We start from the raw sequence: 18,422 nt of genomic DNA, 5'->3' as shown, positions 1-18,422 counted from the left end.
ATAAAAAAACGTGCATTAAGGCGAATTAGGGAGCGATCCGGCAGACCGGGTCTGGCCAGCGGAAAGGCGCCGTCTATTCCAAGCGCCACCCGGCACTCAATTTACGAGGGGCGGCAGTCTAAGGCCGACTTGAGACCTCAGCAACTGAAAAGACAGCGAATGTGGCCGACAAAGCCCGGAAAGTGCTCTATGGCAACCTTGGCGATGGTTATCGGAGTGCGTTTATAGCAAGAAATTCAATCGAGCGGCTGTATATAGAAGACAAACGGCTCGACGTGTAGGGGATATCGACGGTTATGGCCGATGCATGAGCCGAACAACCAAAAAAAGCCGCTTCCACCCAGGGCGGAAGCGGCAGAGGCATGAGCCTCGCAAATATTACGTCAGCAACGCAATCAGAATGATGATCGGGATCGGGATGCCAAGGAACAGCAGCAGTAATGAGCGCATGGGAGTTCTCCTTATTAACGAACTTGGGTTGGGGTCACGTAGGTATCGGTCTCGAGGTACTCCACGGCATCCCGACGGCGACCACCAAAGGTTGCAGCAAAACTGGCGAAGAACGCGCCGATCAGCAGTGCAACGAACATCCACAATGCAGTCATGGCAGCAACTTTAGCGGCGGTGTCAGCGGCTTCCTTGGCAGCCTGCTTGGCGTCGGCGATTGCTTTCTGGGTGCGTGCATACACTTCATCGACACGACGTTCAGCATCGGCCTGACTCAGGTTGGTCCGTTGAGCAACCAGTTGCGCCAGATAGGTACGATCTTCGGCAGACAGTTGGCCGTCGCTCAGGCTGCGGCCAAAGATGCGGGTAACGGTGCTGCGGGCGGCGTCATCGCTGACAGCAACCGGGCGATCATCGCGGAACAGGCTGTCGATAAAATAACCGTACTGGTCACTGTCGGTGTTGCTTGCGGCAGTACCCGCCGCTTGAGTAGCTGCACTCGCAGCGCTACCCACGGCGCTGGCACCGGCTTGCACGCCCCCGCTGACGATGCTGCTCACCGAACCGACCACCAGCGTGGCGGTCACCAGCGTTGCAACACACCACGCGAGGAAACCATGAGCGGTGTCGCGGAAATAAACTTCATCACCGTGCATGTTGGCCCATTTCACACGCAGGCGGCCGGCGATATAACCACCCAGCCCCGATGCGACGATTTGGGTAAACGCCAGCCAGATAATGGTTGAAATGCCCAGGCCTTTGGCGCTGACGCCTTCGTTTGCCCATGGGGAGACTGCCGAGAAGCCCAGGCCGAAGCCGAGCAACACCAGGATCAACGATAACGCCGCCGCAGCTGCGGCCCCTGCGAAAATCGCGCCCCAGGAAACGCCGGACCTGGCGTTCGATTCTTCTGCGGCAGGATAGAAACCATCCGAGGATCTAATCATTGTTTGTCGCTCCAGGCAGGAAAGATGCTGTTACAAGTTGTTGAATGGGTCGTTGCAGTCAGCGTGCCAATGATGAGCGCCAAATTAATTGTTATTTATCAAATGGTTATATATTTGGAATTTCTGTTGCCCGTGCAATTTGCAAGAACCGGGCGTTTGCAACGGGTTTTATGCATTGAAAAAGGGGATCTGTTAGATGAATTTTTTCGGCAGCAATAGCACGATTTTTACCTGCCGCTGGCCGAGAAAGGCGAGCAGGTTTTCCGCCTGCCTGTGGGAGCGAGCTTGCTCGCGATGGCGGTGGGTCAGGGATATCTGCTCACTGACTACCGCTTTCGCGAGCAAGCTCGGCTCCAGGTGGTAATGTTTATCAGGCCGAGTAATTGGCTCGAAGTGCCTCAAGCCCGCCCTGATAAATCCCGCGGAACAACGCCACCACTTCCTCTTCGCTCACACCTTGCGGTGCGAACCGACCGGACCAGGTCACGCGAGCGCCCTTGCCCTGGGTTTCAACGAGAATGGTCGCCAGATAATCGGTAGCCGGAAACGGTGCCTGCACTATCGAATAGCTGTACGTTTTAGCCGCGTCATCAAAGGTCCGCAGACGTTCCACCACTTCGGCGCCATCCGCCGTGCGCAGGCTGCGCACTCGCCCGCCTTCGCTCAGTTCACTCTGGGCAATGAACGGCAGCCAGTCCGGCAGCGAGTTGAACCCGCCGATCAATCGCCACACCTCTTCGGCCGAAACCGGGATATCGATAGTCGCTGATGCAGTCGCCATAAAATTTTTACTCTCTCAATGCTTTTGATAGATGAACCAAACTTCAGATTGCCATGCTGTCTACCACGACTGGCGAATCGTTTACAGCGCGGCTCTGGTCGCGCCGGGACTGGAAAGCGCCGACGGAGCCGAATTCACAATCTTGGCCCAACGGGGGTTGCCAGGGAAACGTCTTCAACGATAACGATCCGGCAGAACGTTGGTTGCGCTCGCGAATCTGCCAACACATTTCGGCTCTGTTGCCGGTCGACTGAGCGAGCGAAAAGCACCCGGATCGGCTTCGCGCAAGTACACCGGCAAGTCGGTCACCGGCGGCATGGCCGGAATTTCAAAGTACATCTGGATCACCCAACCGCGGTGATAGCTGGCGTGGTTGACCACGTGCATGAGCATTGCGCCGGCGCTCATGGTGCCGCTCTCGCCGGAAACGAAGGCAAATTCGACGGGCGTGTCCAGCGATGCATCCGTCTGCCGCGCCGACCATCTGCAGTACCAGTTATCGATGTCCTTTTGCGCCAGTTGCAGTTCCATTAAATCCGGGTGAAGCAGATCGTGGGACGTTTTAAAACCGTGGCCGCGACCTTCAAGATGGGCCTGCCAGATGCAGTCCACCACGTAGATGTGATTAAGGGTTCCGATCATGTTCTTGAACACCGAGACGCGCGCCTTGTTGAGCTCACCGGGCGGCAGGGCCGTCAGGCTGTCAAACAGGCGTCGGTCGGCCCAGCGTTTGTAGTCAGTCAGCATGCGGGCAGTGCGTACATTGATCATTGCAGTTCTCCCATGGCAGATGGGCGCACTGGCAAGCATAGCCCGCATGACACATAGCCGCGCAGACGCTGATCATCGGTCGGCTCACTTCCATGAAGTGCAGGGTCAAGGTTTCGCCGCGCGAGTATCGCCAGCGTTTTTCAAGATGAGGCGTAGCAGGCAGAATTGATTATTTTTGCCGCCCGGAACTACCGGCCTGCGAAATCGATCCTAAACTATGTAATACATCCCTTACACTTCATGCTGTCGGAGAACACCATCATGCGCCGTTCGTTACTCATCTCTTCGCTTGTGTTGTGCTTGCCCGCTGGTTCGGCTTTGGCCGATGTGGACGCAAAAGATGTTGCTACCTCGGCGGGTGTTTCTGCTTCCCTGTACTCGACGTTCAAAGACGACAAGTTGATGATTCCTGCCCGGGATGATGCCTCCAGTTTTGTTGCCAGCGGCGGCACGATTCGTGGTGTTTATCTGGAGTCGGTAATGCAGGATATTCGTCAGAAAAATCCTGGATTGACAGCGAGCGATGAAGAGCTGGCTCAGGCGATTCTCGCGCAGTAAACCCTTTACGGCAGCACATCCAAAGCAACCGCCGGCTGTTTCGAGGTGCTCGATCAGCCGGTTTTTTGTGACCGGTTGGACGGGTGCTTATCGAACCACCGCTTGCGCGAGCAAGCTTTGCTCCCGCAGTCAAACCCTAACGGTTGGTGGTGAGATGTAAAAACCCGTCGGGATCAGTCACTGCTCTGACTGATGCATAGTTGACCAACGTCGTATGCGCTGTTTCGAGCGGGTATGAATGGGTCGAGGTAATAATGACGAGATCTGCACCCGAGGCTTCGGCCGCCCGAATGCCGACGGGGGCATCTTCGAAAATCAGGCAGTCGGTTATTTTAACCCCGAGTCGTTGGGCAGCGAGTCTGTAACCGGCAGGATCAGGTTTTCCGACACTGACGTCTTCAGCCGTGATCATCACTGAAGGCCGCGCAATACCTGCAACGGCCATACGGCGCAGCGCCAGCGGCTTGGGCGCGGAAGTTACGATAGCCCAGCCGCCAGGGGGCAGTGACTGAAGAAACGTTACCGCACTGACTATCTCGACGATGCCCTCAACGTCATCGATTTCCGCTTCCGTGACCCAGGCAGCTTCTGCTTCGGCATCCACACCGGGTAAACCCAGACGCGTAACCGTGTCGATGGCCCGGGCACCGTGGATGGTCGGCAGGAAAGACTCGACATCTACACCATGGCGCAAGGCCCAAGTGTTCCAGATCCGCTCGGCGGCGGCAATCGAGTTGAGCAGCGTGCCGTCCATATCAAACAGGAACGCGCGATACGGCGTGTTAAAAACGGATGCATTCGCTGACAAGAACAAACTTCCTTTCGCGAGAGTCGGCCAAACGTGCCCGGTAATGTAGCATCAGCGAGGCACGGTAACTGCGCCACTCGACATTTTTCTACCGCCCGTTTTCGACTTGAACGCCGCTTCTACGGTATCCAGCAACTGCCCCATCGCCCACGGCTTTTTGATGAACTTGACGTCGTGCCGTACACCGGAAGTTTCCGGGGTTTCATAGCCCGACATGATCATGATCGGCTTGTCCGGCCAGCGGTCGCCGAAGTGGTTAGCGAGATCCGCTCCATTCTTTTCTCCGGGCATCGTGATATCGGTGAGCAACAAATGAACCTTGTCGGCATGCTCTTCCAGGTAGACGCATGCCTCGTCGGCACTGACCCTGGATTCAACCGCGAAGCCTTCGTCCTGAAGAATTTCCACGAGAAACTCCAGAATCAACGGATCATCTTCAACCACAAGAATCAAACCGTCAGGTAGATTCTCGCCCGCTTTGGATACTGGACACATACGCTGACACTCCCTGAATACTCAAATAATGTTGCGGGCTCAAATCCGCTGCTTATGAGGTATGAGCGGCGCGCTCTGCGGAAATTCATTTTTGATACAAGCAACTGATAAAAAATGATGTTGTTAGCGATGTTCATTGGGTTCCAGCGCTTTGCGGCGTCACACCGACGCAATTCCGGGTAAAATGCCGGCCCCTCTGAATTGCCGACGCCACTCGATGAACTCTGACGCCCTCCGCACCCTCCACGATCATTTGTTGAAGGCATTGGCCGCCGCCCCGAATGAAACCCGCCGCCTCTTCCACGGTCGTGGCCGTTGCTGGCCGGGGCTGGAACAATTGACGGTGGACTGGCTGCAAGACGTGGTGCTGGTGTCGCTGTTCAAAGAGCCGGAAGCGACGCAACTGGACGCGTTGAAGCAACTGTTGATGCAGGTCTGTTCTTCAGTCCAATGGCAACAATCCGGCGCGCATACCCTGGCGTTGCAACATCGCTACTTGCTGCAAAGCACCACCGAATGGCTGGTTGGGGATGCGATCGATGAGATGACCATCACCGAAGACGGTCTGCGTTATCGCGTCGATCTGGGCAAAAAACAAAACACCGGGCTGTTCCTCGATATGCGTTACGGTCGCAACTGGGTGCGCGCCAACGCGCAGGGCAAACGGGTGTTGAATCTGTTCGCCTACACCTGCGGATTTTCGGTGGCGGCCATTGAGGGTGGCGCCGGGCATGTGGTCAATCTGGACATGTCGAGCCCGGCGCTAAGCCGCGGCCGCGACAATCATCGCCTCAACGGCCATGACCTGAGCAAGGTGACTTTCCTGGGTCACGACCTGTTCAAGTCATGGGGCAAGGTGATCGGCAAGGGGCCCTACGACTTGGTCATCATCGATCCGCCTTCCTTTCAGAAAGGCAGTTTCCTGCTGACCAAGGACTACCAGCGGGTGTTGCGCCGGTTGCCCGAGTTGCTCAGCCCGCAAGGCACGGTGCTGGCCTGCATGAACGACCCGGCACTGGGCGCCGACTTCCTCATCGAAGGCGTGATGCGAGAAGCGCCGGGGTTGCGTTTTGAGCAGCGGCTGGAGAATCCGCCGGAATTTCCCGATGCGGATGTGGCGTGCGGGTTGAAGGCGCTGGTGTTCAAGCTGGGCGATTGAACCCTGGCTGTTTGTCGCTGACCGGGTTCAACGCAGCTGCAACACCGGGTCCCCACTGAGCGCTTGGCCAAAAGCAAGTGCGGCCTGCAGATGAATCGCCGGGTCCTGGGTTTCAGATTCCAGCAGCAACTCGGACGTCACCACCTGCGCACCGCAGTAGTCGAAGATCCCGTGATCAATTTGCGTTTTCATGGCGTCGGCATAGCCATGTCGGGCATAGGTGCCGGCATCCGCACCGCCGACGCCGATCAAGTGCACGTGCAAATGCCGCAGCTTCTTCTCGAGCTTTGCATCGGCGCTGAAATCGAACGCCCAGCCGTTGGCAAATACACGGTCGATCCAACCCTTGAGCAGCGCCGGCATCGACCACCAATAGACCGGAAAAACCAGCACCAATTGATCAGCGCGATCGATCCGCGCTTGCTCGGCGCGCACATCAGCCGGCGCTGGCGCCTCTTGGTGATGCACCGCCAGGTCCGCCGCGCTGAACCTTGGATCGAACCCTTGCGCCGAGAGATCGGCGATCTCCACCGTGGCGTCTGGATCGCCCTGTGACAGACCTTTAGCGATTTGCGCTGCCAGACTGTGGGTGAGCGAGCGGGAATCATGATGAGCGACAACGATCAGCGTGTGCATGCCGAAACTCCTGATTGAGCGCGTGAGCCGAGAGCTATATACTTTTAGTAAGTTGAACTAAGTTACTTTTGGTACATAAACATGTCAACCCCTGAACCGACTTCACCGCCAGCGACACCTCGACGGCGTCTTTCCCGTGAGGATCGTCAGCGCCAATTGCTCGACGTCGCCTGGCAACTCGTCCGCGATGAAGGCACCGACGCGCTTACATTGGGCCGCCTTGCCGAGCAGGCCGGCATCACCAAACCGGTGGTCTACGATCACTTCAACACGCGCCCCGGCTTGCTGGCGGCCCTGTATCAAGACTTCGACGCCCGCCAGACGGTACTGATGGACCAGGCGCTTGAACGCTGCGAACCAACATTGACCAGTACCGCAGGGCTGATCGCTTCGTGCTATGTCGAGTGTGTACTGCTGCAAGGTAATGAGATTTCCGGGGTGATCGCCGCGCTGGCGGGTTCGCCGGAGCTGGAGAAAATCAAGCGCGAGTACGAAGCGATTTTCCTCACCAAGTGCCGCAACGTGCTCGCCCCGTTTGCAGGATCGGGCGATATCCGTCCTGCCGGTCTGCGCGCCATGCTCGGCGCGGCGGAAGCGTTATCCAACGCGGCAGCGAATGGAGAAATCAGCGCTGCGCAGGCGCAGGATGAGTTGTTTGCAATCATTGTGGGGATGGTTGGGAGGAGCGTAAATATCGCTGTGTAGGAGCAAGCTTGCTCCTACAGGAGCTTTTCGGCTTGGCTGATCCTGTCACCAAGCCGTTGCCGCACGAATTCATTCGCTCGATGCGTCATCTGATCCAGATGGCGGTCGCGCTGTTTTTCCGCGTCGAGCATGGCCCTTTTGCCGTGCTTCTGTAGCAGATAGGTGTGGATCTGCCGGACCTCCAGCGAGCTGTAGATCGGCGCCACATCCAGCATCCCCATCAACCCGTCGCTGGCATGATCGCGCGTATTCATCAGCACTTGTGTCCCGCGCGCACCCGTCACCTGAAAACCCATCGCTTCAAAATACGGCACCTTCGCGACCGGGCACGTCAGCTCCGCATGCGGATAACGGCCAACCATTTCGCGCAGCATCCGCCGGGCAATACCCTGTTGCCGATAACCCGTCTGCACCGCCATATACGCCACGCCGCACGCATCGGGATCGCCCTGCATCGGCAAGTACAGAAGGAAACCGAGGACCTTCTGCGGGTCGTCGTCATCCGTCGCCACCAGCAACTCCACCGCAATCCCTTTCGCGGCGTTCAACGCTTCGAGGTACAGATGCACTTCGAACCCGATCGCATACTGGTAGACGTTGTACAGCAGGTTGCTCGGCGGGATCGCGACCCTGCTGATGTCGGTCAGGTTATCGACCACCAGCTGCAGAATCTGGCTATTAACGGGCTCGGGGCACGGCGTTTTGTAGTGGGTAATCCGGGGCATGAGACTCTCTGAAACGCTATCGACAATTTGCAAGGCTACGCTGATCCCTGTAGCCGCTGGCGAAGCCTGCGTAACAATCGCGCAGATACGACGCGCCTATCATAACGCGCAACGACGGCTCGCCTGAAAGTAAACGCCAGCTGAATCCGGTGTGGGCGCGAGCTTGCTCGCGATGGGGTCAACACAGACACCTCAACTCACCCTCACTCCGCCACCGCCACCTGATTGCGCCCGCGCGCTTTCGCCCGATACAGCGCCCTGTCCGCGTTGTTCAGCAAGCTGTGCAAGTCAATGTCATTCACCTCCATCGCCGCCACGCCCAGGCTGGCGGTAATGCGGTGAACCGGCCCGGTCATCAAGCCCGAAATTGAACGGGTCAATTGCTCGGCAATGGCCGTGGCCAGATCGATGGAGGTGTCCGGCAGCAGCACCGCAAATTCCTCGCCGCCCATTCGCCCGGTGATGTCGCTCTCGCGAAAACACTGGCCAACCAGCACGCCCATCTGCCGCAGCACCTGATCGCCGGCCTGATGCCCGTAGGAATCGTTGATCTGCTTGAAGTGGTCCATGTCCAGCATCACCGCGCACAACGGGACCCGATTGATTTTGCAATGGTTGAACAGCATGTACGCCTCGGCGAAAAATGCTCGACGATTTTTCAGGCCAGTGAGTTCGTCGGTCTGCGCGGCGTGCAGGGACAAGCGATGGGCGAGTTCCATTTCGCGGGTCAAACGAAAGGCGGTTTCCAACGCGTCGGACATCTTGCGTGTCGCGCTGGCCACAAACGATGTGAACACCAGGACAGCGATGGCCATGCCAAATTGAATGGAGGACGGCTGGAACAACAGCCAGAACGTACACGGAAACAGCACCAGCCCGATCGACACCAGCGTCATGTACCGATACGCCGAGTAACGCGACACCGCGCTGACCGACATGCCAACGGTAAACAGCATTACCAGCGCCTGAGCCAACAAATCGTTCGGCGGCATCAGTGCCAGCGCACCGGCCCCCCAGATGCCGGCGGACAGGACCAGCGTGATCCAATAGGCACGTTCCCAGCGTTGCGGCTCCAGTGCGCCGGCGTCGCGTTGGAAATACAACGCGAACATCAGCAGTCGCAACAACGCCGATCCCGTCAGAATCGCCAGCCACCACGTTATCACGCGATGATCGAAGCGGTCCCAACACAGCCAGCACAGCATCACCGCAGCGAGAAAACTGCCAAACACCGCGGAAAATGATTGATGGAAAAGCTGATGCAACCGGTCGCTGCGCACCTGCTGTGCGATAACCATTTCCTGGTCGTACCGAAATCCCTGGTCACTCATTTGATCCGCCTGATCGAGCCGCTGCGACAAACCACTATTGTGGCAGTCGCCGCGAACGATGGCGACAGGGACAAGCGCTTCACACTACCGCGTCAGAGGCTCCGGCCGGCGGCGCGTGACGTGGTTCGCATTTACCACTGATAAGTTGCGCTCGCCTGAACCGTGCGCTGCGCGCCATACCAGCACCACGAATACGAAAAGCAGGACGCTACGTATTCTTTGTTGGCGAGGTTGCTCGCGTTCACCGCCAGGCGAAGGTTGTCCTTGAGGCTGTTGATGCCTGGGATGTCGTAATGCACCGACGCATCGAACAGCGTGTAGCCCGGCACTTTCAATGTGTTGGCGGTATCGCCCCAGGACGAGCCTACGTAGCGCGCGCCGCCGCCGACGCCGAAGCCTTTGGCGACGCCGTCGTGGAACGTGTAATCCGCCCAGACCGAAGCCGTGTGCCGGGGCACGCCGTAGGTGGTCGTGCCCTCGGCGGAAACGGCCGGGCCCACCGCGATGTCGCTGATCGGCGCGTAGCTGACCGTACTGTTGGATTGGGTGATGCGATTGTCCAGATAGGCGTACGCCGCCGTGATGTCGAGGTTGTCGTTGAGGCTGGCCTTGCCTTCCAGTTCGAAGCCACGGGAACGCACTTCGCCGGACTGTTCCTGGCAACGGCCGGCACCGCAGATATGGGTTGGATCCGGATCAAGCGTCGGCACGTTGCTCTGGCGCAGGTCGAAGATCGACGCCGTAATAAAACTGTTGCTGCCCGGCGGCTGGTACTTGATGCCGATCTCGTACTGTTTGCCTTCGGTGGGTTTGAAGACCGAGCCGCCGAAACCGGTGCCCGATTGCGGCTCGAACGATTCCGAGTAGCTCACGTACGGCGACAGGCCGTTATCGAACAGGTACACCACACCGACGCGCCCGGTGAACGCTTCGCTGTCCAGCGAGGACTTGCTTTTGACGTTGGTGCGCAGATTCACGGTGCTGTTGTTATTGTCGGCCCAGTCGTAGCGTCCACCCATCAGCAACACCCACTTGTCCCACTTGATCTGGTCTTGCAGGTACAGGCCTTTTTGCTGATTGCGTTGTGTGCCATCGCTTTGAAAAGCCGGCGTGGCGACTGGCAGGCCGTAGACCGGCTCGAAGACATCCAGCGTCGGCCCAACACCGAAACCCGATTTCGTGTCGGTGCTGGTGTTCTGATAATCGCCACCGAACAGCAAGGTGTGCTGCAACGGACCGGTGTCGAATTTGGCCTGCGCCTGGTTATCCAGCGTGTAAGACTCGAGGTTGACGTCGGCGGCGATGGTCGAGCGTCTCGAGGTGCGGTAATCGGCAAGCAGGTAGCTGTTATAGAGGCTGCGGTAGTCACCTTCGCTGCGCAGGTATCGGGCGTTCTGGCGCAGGGTCCAGACGTCGTTGAGGTGATGCTCGAACAGGTAACCGAGGGAGAAATACTCGCGGTCACTCTTCTCGAAATCCTTCTCGCCGTCGTAGAAATCGACATCGATATCGCGCCCGAGCGGGCTGTCCAGCACCGAGCCCCACGCGGGCGTCGAACCGTACGAAGCCGCTTTCGGGTCTTTCTGGAAATGCCCGAGCAAGGTCAGCGACGTATCGGCGTCTGGCCGCCAGGTAAAGGCGGAAGAGATCGACTGGCGCTGGGTTTCGGTGTGTTCGAGCTGGCCATCGGCTTCGTCATACAGGCCGGCGAGGCGGTAGGAATAGATGCCTTGTTCGTCGATCGGTCCGCTGAGGTCGAACGTGGTGCGCTTTTTGTCGAAGGTGCCGTACTCGACGCCAATCTCATGGAACGGCGTGTCCAGCGGACGCTTGCTGACCATGTTGACCACCCCGCTCGGGCTGGCCTGGCCGTACAGGACCGACGACGGCCCGCGAAGAATGTCGACGCGTTCGAGGTCGAAGGCGTCTTTTTGTGGCGAGGCGTCACGGCTGCCGGGCATGCGCAGGCCGTCGAGGTACACCGCCGGGGAGAAGCCGCGGATGGTCATCTGGTCGAGGCGCGACGCGGTCGAGCCGCGAGTTTCCGGAACCACGGCGGCGGTGTAGCGCAAAATCTGGTTGAGGCTTTCTGCGCCCTGGGCTCGCATCTGGTCTTTGGTGACCACGGAAATCGACTGCGGTGTTTCGTTGAGCGGCGTGTCGGTTTTGGTTGCGGACAGTGAGCGCGTGGCCACGTAACCGGCAACCGGGCCGGTCGGACTTTCGCTCTGGTACCCGCCGTTGATGTTGGTGGCTTGCAATTCCAGAGTGCCTTCGACGGCCTCGGCCATCGGCTCGAGGCGATAGCGCGTGGACGACAGCGCGATGGCACTCAACCCGCTGCCCTGCAGCAATTGCGCGAGGGCGTGCCCCGTGGCGAATTGACCGTTCAGCCCGGCGCTGGTTTTGCCCCGGGTCAACCCCGGATCAAACGCCAAGGCCAGCCCCGCCTGCTCGGCCAGACTGTTGAGCGCGCGACTCAGATCCCCGGCCGGAATCGAAAAACTGCGCACCGCACTGGCAGATGCCTCCACCGATGACGACTGCGCCGCAGACAGCGGCACCGCGACAAAAGCCATCGCCACCGACAGCGCCAGGGGATGCAACGGACGAGCAAAGCGTGACATGGGAAATCCTGCGAAAGGGAAGACATTACTAACCATGACGGCCATGTCCGGAAAAAAGACAATGAATGTTAGCGATTCGCATTAGTTTTATTGTTGACGGCACCTGGATCGGATATGCGGGGATGAGCCAGCTCGTGATAGCGAGGTGTCAGGCCACAGGAATCAGTGGGGGCCAAGCTTGCTCGCGATGGTGGCGGACGAAAGATTCTCCCTATCACACCCCAACACTGCACCTATTAGCTGACTCCTGAAGTCGGGACTAACCTTATCCCGGCGCTGGCATCATAAGCTGGCCGATGTAGTGCTGATAAGGAGACAGGAATGAGTCCGAAGCCGGAAAAAGGCCGCCCGTAAAGCCACTTGATTGCCTTGTTTGAACACCGTGCGTGTTCATCTGGTCAGTTGCTCGAACTGCAGGGCCGCAGCCTGTGTCATCGACTTCGCTCGTTGTTATTCAACGCCCATCTCGGGCCATGTAGCCGATTGAATACGACCAAAAGGTAGCTCGCAAATGGCAAACGAATCGAAATGCCCGTTCAACCACGCCGCTGGCGGTGGCACGACGAACCGCGACTGGTGGCCTGACCAACTGAATCTGAAAATCCTGCATCAACACTCGTCCCTGTCAGATCCCATGGATGAGAATTTTAACTATGCCGAAGCCTTCAAGACCCTCGACTTTGAAGCGCTCAAGCAAGATTTGCGGGCACTGATGACCGATTCGCAAGAGTGGTGGCCGGCGGACTTCGGTCATTACGGCCCGCTTTTCGTGCGGATGGCCTGGCACAGCGCCGGTACCTACCGCACCGGCGACGGTCGCGGTGGCGCCGGTTACGGCCAGCAACGTTTTGCGCCGCTCAACAGTTGGCCGGACAACGTCAGCCTCGACAAGGCCCGCCGCTTGCTGTGGCCGATCAAGCAAAAATACGGTCCTAAAATTTCCTGGGCCGACCTGATCGTGCTCACCGGCAACGTCGCGCTGGAGTCGATGGGCTTCAAGACCTTCGGTTTCTCCGGGGGTCGTCCGGACGTCTGGGAGCCCGATGAATCGGTTTACTGGGGCTCGGAAAACAAGTGGCTGGGCGGCGATACCCGCTATGGCAAAACCAATGAGCCGATGCAGGAACCCGGCGAAGGCCCGCTGGTCGCAGAGCCTGGCGAAAATGAGGAGAGCCGTACCGACAAGGGCCGCAACCTGGAAAACCCGCTCGCGGCCGTGCAAATGGGCTTGATCTACGTCAACCCGGAAGGCCCGGAAGGCAACCCCGACCCGCTCGCCTCCGCTAAGGACATCCGCGAAACGTTCGGCCGTATGGCGATGAATGATGAAGAAACCGTCGCACTGATCGCCGGCGGTCACGCCTTTGGCAAAACCCACGGTGCCGGGCCTGCCGACAACGTCGGCGCGGAACCGGAAGCTGCCGGCCTCGAACAGCAGGGGCTGGGCTGGAAAAACAGCTTCGGCACCGGCAAAGGCCCGGACACGATCACCAGCGGCCTGGAAGTGACCTGGACCACCACGCCGACCCAGTGGAGCAACAACTATCTGGAAAACCTCTTCGGTTTCGAGTGGGAACCGAACCTGAGCCCGGCCGGTGCCAACCAGTGGATCGCCAAGGACGGGGCCGGGGCCGGCACCATTCCGGATGCGCACGACCCGAACAAACGCCGCAACCCGACAATGCTGACTTCGGATCTTGCATTGCGCTTCGACCCGTTCTACGAGCCGATTGCGCGGCGCTATCTGGAGAATCCGCAGGAGCTGGACGATGCCTTCGCCCGCGCCTGGTACAAATTGCTGCACCGCGACATGGGCCCGCTATCACGCTACCTCGGCCCGGAAATGCCGGCCGAAGAACTGCTCTGGCAAGACCCGATTCCCGACGTCGACCACGCCCTGGTCAACGACAGCGACGTGGCCGCACTCAAGAGCAAACTGCTGCAGTCGGGCCTATCGGTCTCCCAGCTCGTGTCCACGGCCTGGGCGGCAGCCTCGACATTCCGCGGTTCGGACAAACGCGGCGGCGCCAACGGCGGTCGCTTGCGCCTTGCACCGCAGAAATTCTGGCAATCCAATCAACCCGAGCAACTGGCTAAAGTCCTGGATACCCTTGAAGGTATTCAGAGCGAATTCAACGGTGCACAGGGTGGCGGCAAGAAAATCTCACTGGCCGACCTGATCGTGCTGGCCGGTTGCGCCGGCGTCGAGCAAGCCGCGAAAAACGCCGGTCACAGCGTGACGGTGGCGTTCACGCCAGGAAGGATGGACGCCTCGCAGGAGCAAACCGATGTCGAATCTTTTGGCTTTCTGGAACCCATCGCCGACGGCTTCCGCAACTACACCAAATCGCACTACAGCATCCCGGCCGAACACTTGTTGATCGACAAGGCGCAACTGCTGAACCTCACGGCTCCAGAAATGACGGCGCTGATCGGCGGCATGCGCGTCTTGAACACCAACGTCGGGCAAACTCGTCACGGTGCGTTTACGGCGCAGTCGGAAGCGTTGACCAATGACTTCTTCAAGAACCTGCTGGACATGAGCGTCGAATGGAAACCGACTTCGCCAGATAACACCGAATTTGAAGGGAGGGATCGCAAGACCGGTGAAGCGAAGTGGACGGCCACGCGGGTCGATCTGGTGTTTGGCTCGAATGCGCAGCTGCGCGCATTGGCCGAGGTGTACGCCAGTGCGGATTCGCAAGAGAAATTCGTTAAAGACTTCGTCGCGGCCTGGACCAAAGTGATGAACCTGGATCGGTTCGACCTTCAATAATCGTTGACGCTGAAACTGCAACGCCTCCTGAGTGGAGGCGTTGTGGTTTGTGCCGTGTGTTAAACGGGGGAAATTGTGGCCAGTGCCCCAATCAAAATGGTCAACACCAGAAATCCGCCGAGGAAAATCGACATCTTGGCCATCGCTGCCTCCTGCCACTGAAAGAGCTGCCAGTGTGAGCCGCTGGCCACGCGCATAACAGATGCAGGTGTGACGGAAAAATACGGATCAGCCGGTGGTCATCGCTTATACGATCTTGAGCGCTGGTTTTTCTTTTGGACCCGGTGTCGACGCAGGGTCACGAGCATTGAGAAATTCATTCCAATCCTCGCACGCATTGTGATGCCGCAAAGTCGCCTCCTCCCACGCCGGCCCCGACACACCACGGGATGAAACCAGCACCATCATCCCCATCGTCGCCGCATCCATTTCGATCAGCCACTCGTGAGAGTTGATCCTGAAGTCTTCGATTGAAATCATTGAAAGGTCCCCCGGCGGAATACACCGCCATCAAAGAGCAAGTGCTCCTTGAACTGTGGAGTTGTGGGGGGGGTTGGGAAAATTCAGGTGGGGTGACCGCCGGTTGGTGGGTTTGGCACGAAGAGCGCTCACAAAATCTATCGGCCCTTTAAATATCAGCTCCAAGTAGCTTGATCCTCCAGAGCGGCCTTCTGTAGGTCGTCTTTCCATTCGACCCTTGCCAGGCGAAGAATATCTTCGAAGAAAACTCTAGTACTGTCCATCTCGTCCCAGCCTTCAGAGAATGAAGAATACACTTCAGGGTCATATTTTAGCAGTGCGTCGAAATCGTAGCGGTGATCCTTTAAAGCATTCTCACCTCCCATTCAGCCTGATAACGTCGCAGACATTCAAGGAGCACCGACATAAATCTCCTTTGATCTTTAACTTCTTCATCAAAATAAGTAACAATTTTCGAGAATACTCCATTGAAATTGTCACCCACATCTAAAAAATGTACCAACGTAGCGATGAATAAGTGTCGCTCGTTTTCGGTATAACTAAGAAATTCCGGCCTCAGCAAAATATCAAACAATTCTTCCAGTTCGTCATCGCTGTTTACATTCTTCGAAACTATAATCTCCTCCCTGCGCAGGTCACGTGTATTTTCTATATCAAAAACAAACAGCAAACCTCGTATATCCGAAATATTGCACGCGCTTTTTCCTATATTTTTATTCATTCACTAGGCCTTATCACTTTATCCTGCGGATCGCCATTTAGAGTTTTCCAATACTCTTTCCTGCTTTTAGTGTGCAAATTCGTAACTTCCCTGCTTGGGTCATTGCCTGCGGTTTGGCGCGAAGCGGACATGGACTCCAAGCCTTACCAAGTATTCCGATCTTCCAAGCTAGCTTTAAGCAGATCGTCTCTCCAAACCTCTTGCGCCAAGGTATAAACATGCTGAAGAAAATCTCGAGGACTCTCCAACTCATACCACTCGCCACGAGGCCAACTTGCAGCCTCGCCTTCGTCAATATTAAACAAATTCTGAAAATCATAGCTATTGTCAGCCAACTTAGCTGCTAGAAATTCAACCAAAACCAGCTTATGCCGATAGTTCAGATATCCTAAATTCAAACTATATTGCTTTATCAACTCAGCTCTATCATCTTCAAGATTAGGGTTGTAGATTCCAAGCTCAGCACCCAGGGTCTCCTCTCGATCATAAATATCAAAAACTCCTATAAACCACATTAAGCCTGGATGAAACTCTTCATCATTTAAAAACGGATGACGTAACATTATTTATTCTCCGATGGAAAACCTGTAAACGGTCGGCTTATATCGTCTTTGTCAAACTTAACTTCAAACCAATTCATGTTTTCATTCAGCGCGGGGTTATTTGGATTATTTCTGTTGGGTTTATAGCCACGACCAGCTCCGGGAAGCTCCATTCTTACAATTGGGTTTTCTCTATGGTCTACCCCTGTATGAGGAGAGATGCCTAACTCTTGCCTAGTCATAGCCTTGTTCAATGCATTGAAGTGCATTCGCCAGTTTGAAAACTGAGAACTTGGATTCCCTCTCGGCGGTACTGGGATTTCTCCCGTATGAGGATCTGCCCCATTAATAGCCCTCTGCTTGAGAGCCGCATCAGATATTTCCGAGCTGTGCTTTTTGACGGTATGCATGTTGTATTTTTTCTCCAGCGCCATAACCCGCTTTTTCGCATTAGCCTCTGCCAGTTCATCTATCCTCGCCCGCCGCTGCTCACCGGTCAGCTTCGGAAGCTTCGGTTCACCCTCATCAACCTTCGCGCCAGTCGTATCATCCGGCGCCCCACATCCGGGCTTATTCGGCGGCGGGCAGTTCCCGCTCAACCCCAGTGGATCTACCCAACCCGTCGGATTCGGCGCATACCGATACTGATTCAGCCCACCCGCCAACTTGACCGGGTCGAGCGTCAGGTAGCGGCCTATATTCGGATCATAGTACCGATGCCGGTTGTAGTGCAGGCCGCTTTCTGTGTCGAAGTATTGGCCTTGAAACCGCAGCGGCTGGTCGAGCTGCTCGCCGCTGCCGTGTACGAGATCAGTGACTTTGCCGTAGGCGTTGTACTGCGCTGACCAGACGATTTCGCCGCTGTAATCCGTCAGCTCCTGCGGCGTGCCGAGGTGGTCGAGTTGGTAATAAAACGGGCACGCTTTCTTCGGGCCTTTGCCGTCGAGCATGGCCAGCGGACGGAAGCTGCCGGGCTCGTAAACGTAGCTGCGGTAGTGGCTTTTACTGCTTTCAGCGACAAGATTGTCGCCTTGCCAGAAAAACTCTGTGGTCTGCCCGTCGACGGTTTTGCTGATGCGGCGGCCGAAGGCGTCGTAGCGGTAGCTTGCGCTGCGACCGTCGGGGGTGGTGACGCCGATCAGGCGGTGCTGGCTGTCGTAACGGTATTCGGTGACGAGCTTTTGCGCGGTGCCGCAGCGTTCGCGGATGAGGTTGCCGAAGGCGTCGTAGTCGTAATGGCGGTCGCCCTGCATCAGCAGGCGGTTGCCTTTGACGTTTGCCGGGCCGGGGCGGTCCTGCATCAGCAGGTTGCCGGCCGGGTCGTGGGCGAAGCTTTCGGGTTTTTGATCGCGGGTGTGACGGACGCGGATCAGGCGGTTGAGCGGGTCGTAGGTGTAATCGCGCTGGCCGTGGCGGGTGTCGGCGATGTGCTCGAGATTGCCGTTGGCGCTGTAGGCATAATCGCGGCGATACAGCGATCGCTGGTTTTGGCTGAGGGCGTGAGCCTGCAAACGGCCCTGATCGTCGTAGGCGTATTCGCTGAGCAGCCAGCCTTGTTGGCGATTTTTTTCGCGACCGGCAACGAACGTGTGTGAACTAAGGTGTGCCCCGTTGAGATCGATGCCCGTCAGCGCGCCACCCTTGGCACGCTGATAATCCAGTTTGCTGCCATCCGGCAGACGCATCCGTTTGAGCTGGCCACAGGCGTCGTAACCGTAACGCAGCGTGCCCCAGCCCTGATGCTCGGTGATCAGCCGGTCCTGAAGGTCGTACTCAAATTCCAGCGGATGATCGTGGCCGTCGTCGACGCCGATCAGTCGACCAAGCGTGTCATAGCGATAGGTGACCTTGACCCCGTCGGGCAAGGTTTTAACCAGCAAACGCCTAGTTGCGGAAGCCCTCGGCGATTGGAT

General features: G+C 57.4%; 17 protein-coding genes and 1 pseudogene. 5 read left to right on the top strand and 13 right to left on the bottom strand.

Annotated elements, in window-relative coordinates; translation table 11 throughout:
• Nucleotides 1–464 precede the first annotated feature (464 nt).
• Nucleotides 465–1,394: a hypothetical protein gene (locus ACYZT1_RS11770; protein ID WP_462019064.1), complete on the bottom strand. Its 930-nt coding sequence runs from the start codon at nt 1,392–1,394 to the stop codon at nt 465–467.
• A 24-nt stretch (nt 1,395–1,418) separates the two neighbouring features.
• On the opposite strand from ACYZT1_RS11770, the gene ACYZT1_RS11765 reads away from it, so the two are divergent.
• Nucleotides 1,419–1,613, top strand: coding sequence for a hypothetical protein (locus tag ACYZT1_RS11765; RefSeq protein WP_462019063.1), 195 nt, complete (start codon nt 1,419–1,421; stop codon nt 1,611–1,613).
• Between the two features lie 151 nt (nt 1,614–1,764).
• On the opposite strand, the gene ACYZT1_RS11760 is transcribed toward ACYZT1_RS11765, so the two are convergent.
• Together ACYZT1_RS11760 and ACYZT1_RS11755 are read right to left on the bottom strand one after the other, a co-directional pair.
• Entirely contained in the window at nt 1,765–2,175 is a 411-nt protein-coding gene (locus tag ACYZT1_RS11760) for an SRPBCC family protein (protein WP_462019062.1), read from the bottom strand.
• Between the two features lie 174 nt (nt 2,176–2,349).
• Nucleotides 2,350–2,946 (bottom strand): DinB family protein, encoded by a 597-nt coding sequence (locus ACYZT1_RS11755; RefSeq protein ID WP_462019061.1) that lies wholly within the window; start codon nt 2,944–2,946, stop codon nt 2,350–2,352.
• 261 nt (nt 2,947–3,207) lie between these two features.
• On the opposite strand from ACYZT1_RS11755, the gene ACYZT1_RS11750 reads away from it, so the two are divergent.
• The gene (locus ACYZT1_RS11750) at nt 3,208–3,504 is read left to right on the top strand and encodes a DUF2388 domain-containing protein (protein WP_462019060.1); all 297 of its coding nucleotides are present in this window, start codon (nt 3,208–3,210) and stop codon (nt 3,502–3,504) included.
• Nucleotides 3,505–3,640: 136 nt separating this feature from the next.
• Here the strand turns inward: ACYZT1_RS11750 and ACYZT1_RS11745 are convergent, their stop codons facing one another.
• Both ACYZT1_RS11745 and ACYZT1_RS11740 read right to left on the bottom strand, forming a co-directional pair.
• The gene (locus ACYZT1_RS11745; RefSeq protein WP_462019059.1) at nt 3,641–4,312 is read right to left on the bottom strand and encodes an HAD-IA family hydrolase; all 672 of its coding nucleotides are present in this window, start codon (nt 4,310–4,312) and stop codon (nt 3,641–3,643) included.
• Between the two features lie 51 nt (nt 4,313–4,363).
• The gene (locus ACYZT1_RS11740) at nt 4,364–4,807 is read right to left on the bottom strand and encodes a response regulator (protein ID WP_462019058.1); all 444 of its coding nucleotides are present in this window, start codon (nt 4,805–4,807) and stop codon (nt 4,364–4,366) included.
• A gap of 217 nt (nt 4,808–5,024) precedes the next feature.
• Here ACYZT1_RS11740 and ACYZT1_RS11735 point away from each other — a divergent pair, with 217 nt between their 5' ends.
• Entirely contained in the window at nt 5,025–5,966 is a 942-nt protein-coding gene (locus ACYZT1_RS11735) for a class I SAM-dependent methyltransferase (RefSeq protein ID WP_462019057.1), read from the top strand.
• Between the two features lie 27 nt (nt 5,967–5,993).
• On the opposite strand, the gene ACYZT1_RS11730 is transcribed toward ACYZT1_RS11735, so the two are convergent.
• Nucleotides 5,994–6,602: an NAD(P)H-dependent oxidoreductase gene (locus ACYZT1_RS11730; RefSeq protein WP_462019056.1), complete on the bottom strand. Its 609-nt coding sequence runs from the start codon at nt 6,600–6,602 to the stop codon at nt 5,994–5,996.
• A gap of 81 nt (nt 6,603–6,683) precedes the next feature.
• On the opposite strand from ACYZT1_RS11730, the gene ACYZT1_RS11725 reads away from it, so the two are divergent.
• Complete coding sequence (locus tag ACYZT1_RS11725) at nt 6,684–7,307, top strand: TetR/AcrR family transcriptional regulator (RefSeq protein WP_462019055.1); 624 nt, start codon at nt 6,684–6,686, stop codon at nt 7,305–7,307.
• 14 nt (nt 7,308–7,321) lie between these two features.
• On the opposite strand, the gene ACYZT1_RS11720 is transcribed toward ACYZT1_RS11725, so the two are convergent.
• The 3 genes from ACYZT1_RS11720 to ACYZT1_RS11710 form a co-directional block, all read right to left on the bottom strand.
• On the bottom strand, nt 7,322–8,032 hold the full coding sequence (locus ACYZT1_RS11720; protein ID WP_462019054.1) for a GNAT family N-acetyltransferase: 711 nt from the start codon (nt 8,030–8,032) through the stop codon (nt 7,322–7,324).
• A gap of 203 nt (nt 8,033–8,235) precedes the next feature.
• The gene (locus ACYZT1_RS11715; RefSeq protein WP_462019053.1) at nt 8,236–9,363 is read right to left on the bottom strand and encodes a GGDEF domain-containing protein; all 1,128 of its coding nucleotides are present in this window, start codon (nt 9,361–9,363) and stop codon (nt 8,236–8,238) included.
• 131 nt (nt 9,364–9,494) lie between these two features.
• The gene (locus ACYZT1_RS11710) at nt 9,495–11,990 is read right to left on the bottom strand and encodes a TonB-dependent siderophore receptor (RefSeq protein ID WP_462019052.1); all 2,496 of its coding nucleotides are present in this window, start codon (nt 11,988–11,990) and stop codon (nt 9,495–9,497) included.
• Nucleotides 11,991–12,501: 511 nt separating this feature from the next.
• On the opposite strand from ACYZT1_RS11710, the gene katG reads away from it, so the two are divergent.
• Nucleotides 12,502–14,766: a catalase/peroxidase HPI gene (katG, locus tag ACYZT1_RS11705; protein WP_462019051.1), complete on the top strand. Its 2,265-nt coding sequence runs from the start codon at nt 12,502–12,504 to the stop codon at nt 14,764–14,766.
• A gap of 246 nt (nt 14,767–15,012) precedes the next feature.
• On the opposite strand, the gene ACYZT1_RS11700 is transcribed toward katG, so the two are convergent.
• The 4 genes and pseudogenes from ACYZT1_RS11700 to ACYZT1_RS11685 all read right to left on the bottom strand — a co-directional run.
• Nucleotides 15,013–15,246, bottom strand: coding sequence for a hypothetical protein (locus ACYZT1_RS11700; RefSeq protein ID WP_462019048.1), 234 nt, complete (start codon nt 15,244–15,246; stop codon nt 15,013–15,015).
• A gap of 343 nt (nt 15,247–15,589) precedes the next feature.
• Entirely contained in the window at nt 15,590–15,967 is a 378-nt protein-coding gene (locus ACYZT1_RS11695) for a hypothetical protein (protein WP_462019050.1), read from the bottom strand.
• Between the two features lie 143 nt (nt 15,968–16,110).
• The gene (locus ACYZT1_RS11690; protein WP_462019049.1) at nt 16,111–16,530 is read right to left on the bottom strand and encodes a hypothetical protein; all 420 of its coding nucleotides are present in this window, start codon (nt 16,528–16,530) and stop codon (nt 16,111–16,113) included.
• Nucleotides 16,530–18,392 (bottom strand): annotated as a pseudogene (locus tag ACYZT1_RS11685) (RHS repeat domain-containing protein); the annotation flags it as partial. The pseudogene ACYZT1_RS11685 and the gene ACYZT1_RS11690, both read right to left, overlap by 1 nt.
• Between the last annotated feature and the right edge of the window lie 30 nt (nt 18,393–18,422).

It is taken from the genome of Pseudomonas sp. PB3P13, assembly GCF_054897735.1.
This window is presented reverse-complemented; position numbering and strand designations above follow the sequence as displayed.

Bases quoted from the DNA above. Each gene is read 5' to 3' on its own strand.
- ACYZT1_RS11770 (WP_462019064.1), bottom strand. From the start codon at position 1,394: ATGATTAGATCCTCGGATGGTTTCTATCCTGCCGCAGAAGAATCGAAC.
- ACYZT1_RS11765 (WP_462019063.1), top strand. From the start codon at position 1,419: ATGCTGTTACAAGTTGTTGAATGGGTCGTTGCAGTCAGCGTGCCAATG.
- ACYZT1_RS11760 (WP_462019062.1), bottom strand. From the start codon at position 2,175: ATGGCGACTGCATCAGCGACTATCGATATCCCGGTTTCGGCCGAAGAG.
- ACYZT1_RS11755 (WP_462019061.1), bottom strand. From the start codon at position 2,946: ATGATCAATGTACGCACTGCCCGCATGCTGACTGACTACAAACGCTGG.
- ACYZT1_RS11750 (WP_462019060.1), top strand. From the start codon at position 3,208: ATGCGCCGTTCGTTACTCATCTCTTCGCTTGTGTTGTGCTTGCCCGCT.
- ACYZT1_RS11740 (WP_462019058.1), bottom strand. From the start codon at position 4,807: ATGTGTCCAGTATCCAAAGCGGGCGAGAATCTACCTGACGGTTTGATT.
- ACYZT1_RS11735 (WP_462019057.1), top strand. From the start codon at position 5,025: ATGAACTCTGACGCCCTCCGCACCCTCCACGATCATTTGTTGAAGGCA.
- ACYZT1_RS11730 (WP_462019056.1), bottom strand. From the start codon at position 6,602: ATGCACACGCTGATCGTTGTCGCTCATCATGATTCCCGCTCGCTCACC.
- ACYZT1_RS11725 (WP_462019055.1), top strand. From the start codon at position 6,684: ATGTCAACCCCTGAACCGACTTCACCGCCAGCGACACCTCGACGGCGT.
- ACYZT1_RS11720 (WP_462019054.1), bottom strand. From the start codon at position 8,032: ATGCCCCGGATTACCCACTACAAAACGCCGTGCCCCGAGCCCGTTAAT.
- ACYZT1_RS11715 (WP_462019053.1), bottom strand. From the start codon at position 9,363: ATGAGTGACCAGGGATTTCGGTACGACCAGGAAATGGTTATCGCACAG.
- ACYZT1_RS11710 (WP_462019052.1), bottom strand. From the start codon at position 11,990: ATGTCACGCTTTGCTCGTCCGTTGCATCCCCTGGCGCTGTCGGTGGCG.
- katG (WP_462019051.1), top strand. From the start codon at position 12,502: ATGGCAAACGAATCGAAATGCCCGTTCAACCACGCCGCTGGCGGTGGC.
- ACYZT1_RS11700 (WP_462019048.1), bottom strand. From the start codon at position 15,246: ATGATTTCAATCGAAGACTTCAGGATCAACTCTCACGAGTGGCTGATC.
- ACYZT1_RS11695 (WP_462019050.1), bottom strand. From the start codon at position 15,967: ATGAATAAAAATATAGGAAAAAGCGCGTGCAATATTTCGGATATACGA.
- ACYZT1_RS11690 (WP_462019049.1), bottom strand. From the start codon at position 16,530: ATGTTACGTCATCCGTTTTTAAATGATGAAGAGTTTCATCCAGGCTTA.